This is a genomic window from Fontibacter flavus, from assembly GCF_042432905.1.
In the GTDB taxonomy this organism is placed as follows: domain Bacteria; phylum Bacteroidota; class Bacteroidia; order Cytophagales; family Cyclobacteriaceae; genus Fontibacter; species Fontibacter flavus.
Map to the genome: position 1 here is coordinate 22,220 of NZ_JBHLWI010000017.1, position 7,278 is coordinate 29,497.

The 7,278-nt window shown below is 38.2% G+C and carries 7 protein-coding genes; 3 read left to right on the forward strand and 4 right to left on the reverse strand.

The annotated features are described in order from the left end of the window. The first annotated feature begins 39 nt into the window (after positions 1-39). Positions 40-513, forward strand: a complete 474-nt coding sequence (locus ACFFIP_RS07560; RefSeq protein ID WP_382386993.1) for a YcxB family protein — start codon at positions 40-42, stop codon at positions 511-513. 85 nt (positions 514-598) lie between these two features. On the opposite strand, the gene ACFFIP_RS07565 is transcribed toward ACFFIP_RS07560, so the two are convergent. After that, positions 599-1,099 carry a fasciclin domain-containing protein gene (locus tag ACFFIP_RS07565; RefSeq protein ID WP_382386994.1) on the reverse strand — a complete coding sequence of 167 codons (501 nt, stop codon included), beginning with the start codon at positions 1,097-1,099 and terminating at the stop codon, positions 599-601. 238 nt (positions 1,100-1,337) lie between these two features. Here ACFFIP_RS07565 and rlmH point away from each other — a divergent pair, with 238 nt between their 5' ends. Next, complete coding sequence (rlmH, locus tag ACFFIP_RS07570; protein WP_382386995.1) at positions 1,338-1,811, forward strand: 23S rRNA (pseudouridine(1915)-N(3))-methyltransferase RlmH; 474 nt, start codon at positions 1,338-1,340, stop codon at positions 1,809-1,811. A gap of 225 nt (positions 1,812-2,036) precedes the next feature. On the opposite strand, the gene ACFFIP_RS07575 is transcribed toward rlmH, so the two are convergent. The 3 genes from ACFFIP_RS07575 to ACFFIP_RS07585 are packed head-to-tail and all read right to left on the reverse strand — an operon-like array spanning position 2,037 to position 5,661. After that, positions 2,037-3,242 (reverse strand): exo-alpha-sialidase, encoded by a 1,206-nt coding sequence (locus ACFFIP_RS07575; RefSeq protein WP_382386996.1) that lies wholly within the window; start codon positions 3,240-3,242, stop codon positions 2,037-2,039. 41 nt (positions 3,243-3,283) lie between these two features. Next, positions 3,284-3,976: a response regulator transcription factor gene (locus tag ACFFIP_RS07580; RefSeq protein WP_382386997.1), complete on the reverse strand. Its 693-nt coding sequence runs from the start codon at positions 3,974-3,976 to the stop codon at positions 3,284-3,286. Further along, on the reverse strand, positions 3,973-5,661 hold the full coding sequence (locus ACFFIP_RS07585; RefSeq protein WP_382386998.1) for a sensor histidine kinase: 1,689 nt from the start codon (positions 5,659-5,661) through the stop codon (positions 3,973-3,975). The genes ACFFIP_RS07580 and ACFFIP_RS07585 overlap by 4 nt, the downstream gene beginning before the upstream one ends. 237 nt (positions 5,662-5,898) lie before the next feature. Between ACFFIP_RS07585 and lysA the strand changes: the two genes are divergently transcribed. After that, a complete protein-coding gene (gene lysA, locus ACFFIP_RS07590) occupies positions 5,899-7,131 on the forward strand; it encodes a diaminopimelate decarboxylase (RefSeq protein WP_382386999.1) in 1,233 nt (410 codons plus the stop codon). Positions 7,132-7,278: the final 147 nt, after the last annotated feature.

A 7,278-nucleotide genomic window follows, 5' to 3' on the forward strand; every position in this document is an offset into this window, starting at 1 on the left:
GGATATAATAGGATATTTGCGCTCTGAAAAATTAATGTAATGATAGTAAAGACTAAAAAATATCAGCTGGAAACAGGAACCTATATCAAAATAGGATTGGTCAATATTTTGAAAGAACAGTGGTGGGTGGCATTGATTGCTGTAGCTATTGCTTGCGGTTATTTTTGGATAGCTTCTTGGTGGTGGATCAGCATGGCTATTTTAGCTTATGCTCTTTATTGGTTATTCTGGGTAATACAATTTGCCGGTGTGACCCAAATGGAACAGAATAAGGTGATTTTTGAGAAAATGGCTTATGAAATAGATAGCCGCCAGATTTTGATGAAACTTAACGCCAAACAAGGCATGCCAATCAAATGGGACATGATCAAAAAAGCAGAGCTGACAAAGGATGCATTTATTTTGACCATGTCTAAGGCTCAATTTATCCATTTGCCGTTTAAAATATTCAATTCTGAGAATGACAAGAAATTTGTAGAAACCATTTTGAAAAGAAAAGAATACATTCAATAAGAAAAATTCTTTGTCTTATATATTCCAATAATAAAAAAGGGCCTGATGCGAATGCTTCAGGCCCTTTATATTAAATTCAAATGGATTACATTGGAGGTAAAATCACAGTATCAATAACGTGAACAACACCATTAGAAGCTTCAATGTCTGCAGTAGTTACATTTGCGTTATTGACCATGGCCTTGCCACCTTTTAAACTAATTGTCACTTCAGCACCTTGAGCGGTTTTGGCTTTCATACCATCTTTCAGGTCATTAGAATAAACTTTTCCAGGCACCACGTGATAGGTCAAAACGGCAACTAATTTCGACTTGTTTTCAGGCTTTAAGAGTTCTTCTACAGTTCCTGCAGGCAAGTTGGCAAAAGCCTCATTGGTTGGTGCAAATACAGTAAAAGGACCATCACCTTTTAATACATCTACTAACTCCCCAGCTTGGACTGCAGCTACAAGGGTGGATAGAAAATCTGTTTGAACGGCAAGATCTACAATGTCATTTTCGGCATAGATTGTGCTGTTTTTGTTGGCGGTGAATGCAGAGGTTACAAAAAAGGTAACCAGCATCGCGATGGAGAATATTTTTTTCATTTTAATAATAGTTTTGGTTAGTGGATATATAAGTGTGAATTATATCTAATTGTTTATCAAAATGTTATAAAAAAATCTATTCTTTTTTTGGTCATCGATAGCCTGCCGTTCATACACATTATCATGGTATACAGGTTTTTTTATTGAAAAATATTTGAAAATAAAATTTCATATTGTCACCCTTTATGTGATTTGTTGTAAGGTTTTTTTCCTCGATAATGAGTTTTAACTTTGCGCCATGCAGATCAAACTTTTGGCAGTAGGTAAGACTGACCATGCAGCACTCCAATCCCTGATTGAAGAATATGTGAAGCGACTCGGCTTTTACATCAAATTTGACTTGGAAATCATCCAGGATCTCAAAAACACCAAAAGTCTGAGAGAGGCTACTCAAAAAGATAAAGAAGGGGAAATGATCCTGAAAAAAGTCCAAGCTTCGGACGCGTTGATTTTATTGGATGAAAATGGAAAACAATACAGTTCTGAGGATTTTTCTGATTACATCCAAAAGAAGATGAATTCAGGCTTAAAGCAGCTGATATTTGTAATAGGTGGGCCTTATGGGTTTTCGGATGCTGTATATCAAAGGGCAAATGGAATGGTTTCATTGTCCAAAATGACTTTTTCGCATCAGATGGTCCGGTTGTTTTTCGTGGAGCAACTCTATAGGGCCTTTACCATCATTAGAAATGAACCTTATCACCATCAGTAAACTTTGGTTTAACTTTCATGAGCCTGAAGAAATCGGGTTTCATTTTTAGTATGTTAAAAAATTGTTAACTTTATGTTTCCTAAAAGTTATCTGTGTTTGATTTCTGAAATTCAAGTTATCAGACTTTACTACCTACAAGCCATCAGAGGATGAGAAAAATGTAAGTTTGCTGTACGACATTTATCCCATTTCCCGAATTTTTTTTTAGTTTTAATCCGAAAATTTTTAATAAAAATCGCTTAAAGGTATCCTTGCAGTCTGAATTTTTCTAAATGCGTCTGAATCATCAGTCCAGGCAATCCAAATGTGATCCTTGTCTTTACTGATTTGCGGAAATCCGCTGGATCTTTTTTCCGATGAAGAAGCGATTGTGATCGGGTTTCCCAGTTTTTTATCAATACTGACAGTTCTCATCATTATTCTGCCTTCTTCCATCCAGCTGATCAGTGCGGTAGTTTTATTAATTAATTCTATATCTACACGCCCTACAGTTTTGCCCAAATCAATCCTGATGGGTGTTTCGAATGAAGCGCCATGGTCTTTTGAAAAAGAAACTTTGACAGTAGGGATGTCCAATGCTGCTGAATACCAAGCTGTGGCCACTATATTTTCCAGGCTGGTAATTCTGGGACCATTTACAGGACAGGCAGCGATTTCCCAAAGATCCATGTAAACAGGTTCAGTCTGGGACCATTGCTCCCCTTCCAGTCGGACAATTCCTATATCCCTTATTTCTGTTTCAGATCGGTCTCTGAACACCACCACTGGACCATTATCGGTTATTGTACCGGATGTTTGACAGCAATCACAAACACGATCATCAAGCAACCATTCGTCAATCTTGCTGCCATCACTGTTCAAAAGAGCAGCCCTTAAGTTCATCTGACCTTTATGGGAATGATGTTCGTGCTGGTCATGACCTCCTCCAGTATTCCGTCCATCTAGCCAGGTAATCAGCATATTATCTCCCCATGGGCTCATGGATACGAAACCATGTTCTTTTTGGGTGGTATCATCATGAAGTGTGAATGCCTCTGTCCAATCTAATCCATTTTTGGATAATATTATTTTGATGTCGTAAGCAAATGTTCCTTGCCCGCTCTTTTCCAAATAAAAGGCGATTAATGTTCCATCTTCAAAAGTGGCTAATTGCGGATAATCTGCCCAATTTACAAACCAATTATCTCCCTCAGCTATTAGGTTTCCAGGAGTCCAATCATTGCCATTCCATTTGGCGTATTTGAATGAATTGCCATCCTCTCTTCTTTCTATCCATGACAGGTAGGTTTCTCCATTTTTGCTACTAAATAAAAATGGTTCTTCTATATGTGCATCAGAAGAAAAGAATGTTTGAATGCTTTCTACTGTAATGCCATTTTTTTTCGAAATATTTGATTTTTCAGCGCAAGAAAAAAGGGCTAATACCAGCATTAGCTCCTTGATTTTTAACATTAAATGGAATGGCCTGATTTTCATTCTGACACCACAAGTTTAAAGCCTTCTCCATGTACAGTAATGATCTGTACTTTGGGATCTTCTTTGAGTATTTTCCTGATTTTACTCAAATATACATCCATACTCCGAGCATTAAAATAGGAATCGTCTCCCCAAATTTGTTTCAAAGCATGACTTCTGTTGACCAGTTTGTTGACTTCTGAGGCCAAAAGCCTGATCAGCTCATTTTCTTTGGAAGTCAGTTTGTGATCTCCGGAAGGACCTTTGATATACTGCTCGTCATAATGAAGTTCAAAACTTCCGAAATTATACACTTTTAGTGCCTGTACGTCTGTACTTTTCTGGGTCCTTCTCAGGATAGCAGCAATCCTCAGCAACAGCTCCTCCATACTAAAGGGTTTGGTGATGTAGTCATCTGCCCCGATTTTCAAGCCTTCAATGATATCGTCTTTGAGATTTTTGGCCGTGAGGTATATGATAGGTAAGTCTTCCTGCACCTTTTTGATTTCTTTACCGAGGGTAAAGCCATCTTTTTTGGGCATCATGATATCCAAAATTGCCAGATCATATTTGTCTTTCTTGAATTTTGACCAACCTTCTTCCCCATCCCTACAAAGAGTGGGTTCATATCCTTTCATGGATAAATATTCCTGAAGGATGTCCCCTAAATTAGGGTCATCTTCTACTACTAAAAGTTTTGCTTTACTCATTGTTTTTTGGGGAGTTTAAGGGTAAATGTACTACCTTTTCCTAATTCACTGCTTACACTGATTTCACCATTATGTGCCTCAAGCATGGTTTTGACATAGGCAAGGCCTAGACCAAATCCTTTTACATCATGCACATTGCCGGTTGGAACCCGGTAAAATTTATCAAATATTTTTTTAACAGCGTCTCTTGACATGCCGATGCCATTATCCATTACGGTAATCAATACTGAACCGTTTTGACTCCAAGCTTTCAAATGAATCGCCGGGTGCTCGTTAGAGTATTTGACAGCATTATCCAGAAGATTATTGATAATATGGGATAAGTGGAAAGGATCAGCTTCAATATAGGGTTCTTTTAGGTTAGTTTCCAAAGAAATAGACCCTCCTTTATTTTCTACCTGAAGGGCGATATGTTGTTTGGCATTTTCCAAAAGGTCCACCAGATTGACTGTTTCAATCTTGAGTTTGAAGTCTTTTTTATCCAAAGTAGCTGCCTGGAGCACTTTTTCTACCTGGGATCCCAATCTTTTATTCTCATCTTTAATGATGCCTATGTAACGGTTTCTAAATGAATCTTGGTTCATCAACTCAGGGTCCTGCAAGGCTTCCACCGCCAAGCTGACAGTTGCGATTGGGGTTTTAAACTCATGGGTCATGTTGTTGATAAAGTCATTTTTGATCTCAGAAAGGTTTTTCTGTTGGATGATTACCTTGATGGCGTAAATAAAACAGAAAATGACAATGGCTATAAACAACATGGAGCTCAGAACGGGCAGCCATATTTGCTGGAGTATGTAAAGTCTTTTGTATGGGAAATTGATGACAAGATAATTTTCTTTCCCCAAAAGGTCACTTGGGAATAATCTTGCCTGAAGACCTTGGTTTAAGGTAGTGGAATCCTGAATAACCGAAATGGGAATAAGTTTTCCTTGGTCATTGATAATTCCCAGATCAAAACGCTGCTCAATCCCTTTTTCCTTCAAATAGTTTTTGACCAATAGCCTTACCTGAGCAGTGTCAATTCTTTCCAGTATGTCTTTTTGTCCCTCCAGCAGTTCTTCCCAAGCCTGGTTCATGGCTTCGATTTTGAGATTGGTATACCTGATTTTCTCAAAAGCATCTTTGGGTATGTTGTATTCTTCTATGAATTCCTGGTCAAGGTTATACCTGCCTCTGCCTGAATTCTCCATGTAATTAAAATATTGGAGCTGCCTTTCTCTTTCTTCCAATAAGATTGCCATTTCATCAGGAGTAAACATAGAAGAAGCAATCTGCGGCGTCAGATAGGTAAAGAAATTATCCAAATCTGTAAAAAGTGACAAGTCCACGCCCCTGGATTCTACTAATCTTCTAAACCTTTGGCTGACAGTAGGCATTGGCTGTAGCATCATGGAGTCGGTCAATGATGGTCTTCTTCTGTTGACTGGCCTTTGTCTGATTTGAACCTGAATCGGTTCTATTTTTTGGAAAAGTGATTTTTGTAATAAAGTGTCCTTTGCCAAAATAGAGAGAAAAATGTCGCTGGTCTCCCCCTTTTCCATTTGGTCTATCGCTGAAGAAAGAGATTGATACACATTCTGCTCAAAATTTTCCTCATTGATGCTTAGGGCATTGTTGACCCAATAGTATTGAAACCCGATCAGTCCAATACTGGCTATGGACATGAGCAGGATGATTAATTTCATTTGGGTTTTGGACATGATACAAATTTACAGGATAAAATAAGCCTGTTCAGGGGGTTAACAATTTTTAACAGCAAAGGAGCTATGATAACTTTTGTCAATAGGATATCAGACACTACTTTTGAAGCAAGTTTATATTTCTTAAATTAGTAATGCAATATTGAGTAAGGGAAAGGGAGATGTATGTCTCCCTTTTTTATTGCCCTTCTATCCTTATCTTTGCCCCTTAAATAGAATTTCATGGAAACTAAAGACCAACAGTATCAGATACAAGGTGTCTCTTTGATTGAATTGACGAATCAATTCGGCACTCCTCTATATGTATATGATGGCCAAAAAATCCTAGATCAGGTTAAGCAGTTGCAGGATGCTTTTTCTACCGTCAAGCTGAAAATCAAATATGCCACCAAAGCACTTTCCAACATCAACATCTTGAAGTTGATGAAAAAGGCAGGTACTGGAGTGGATGCGGTTTCTATAGAAGAAGTAAGATTATGCCTGCATGCTGGATTTGCACCCAATGAAATTATGTATACCCCAAATTCTGTTTCTTTTGAAGAAATCCAAGAGGCGGTAGCACTTGGGGTGATGATCAATATCGACAATATCCCCATGTTGGAACATTTCGGCACCTATTATGGTCATCAAGTTCCAATTTGTATCCGGCTGAATCCACATATCCTTGCCGGTGGAAATGCCAAAATCTCCGTTGGGCATATTGACAGTAAGTTCGGTATCTCGATTTTACAGTTGAAACATGTGCTGAAAGTAGTGGAGGCCTATGACCTGAATGTGATCGGTCTTCACGTACATACAGGCTCAGATATATTAGATGCAGAAGTGTTCTTGAAAGGAGCCGAAATTTTATTTGACGCTGCGAGAGAATTCAAAGGACTTAAATTTTTGGATTTTGGAGGAGGGTTTAAAGTTGCTTATAAGCCTGGTGATATTTCCACGGATATCAAGGAAGTTGGTAATAAGGTATCTGCAGCATTCAAGAATTTTTGTCAGGAATATGGTTCAGACCTTGAAATATGGTTTGAACCAGGAAAATTTCTCGTGTCAGAATCAGGATATTTATTGGTCAAAACGAATGTGGTGAAGTCCACTCCAGCTTCAACGTTTGTAGGTGTGGATTCGGGCTTGAACCACCTTATCCGTCCGATGATGTATGATGCCTATCACAGCGTAGTCAATATATCGAGATTGGAGGGGCCAGAGAGGGTTTATACTATTGTTGGTTATATCTGTGAAACAGACACGATTGCGGCTGACCGAAAACTGAAAGAAGTAAAAGAAGGGGATATTTTGGCCATTAAAAATGCAGGCGCTTATGGTTTCAGTATGTCTTCAAATTATAATTCAAGATTGAGGCCAGCAGAAGTCTTGATCTTGGATGGTAAAGCCCACCTCATAAGGGAAAGAGAAACCTTTGAAGATATACTGAGGCATCAGGTTGACATAGGTTTATAAGATTATCCCAACAAAATTCACTAAGGGGGTGTCCGAAAAGTCGAGACACCCTTTTTTTATTGTTGATCTTCTCTAAAATTATTATTTTAGAGTTGAACAAAATACAACAATGTCTAAGGTAGTTTTTAAAAATCAGACTGGCAATTG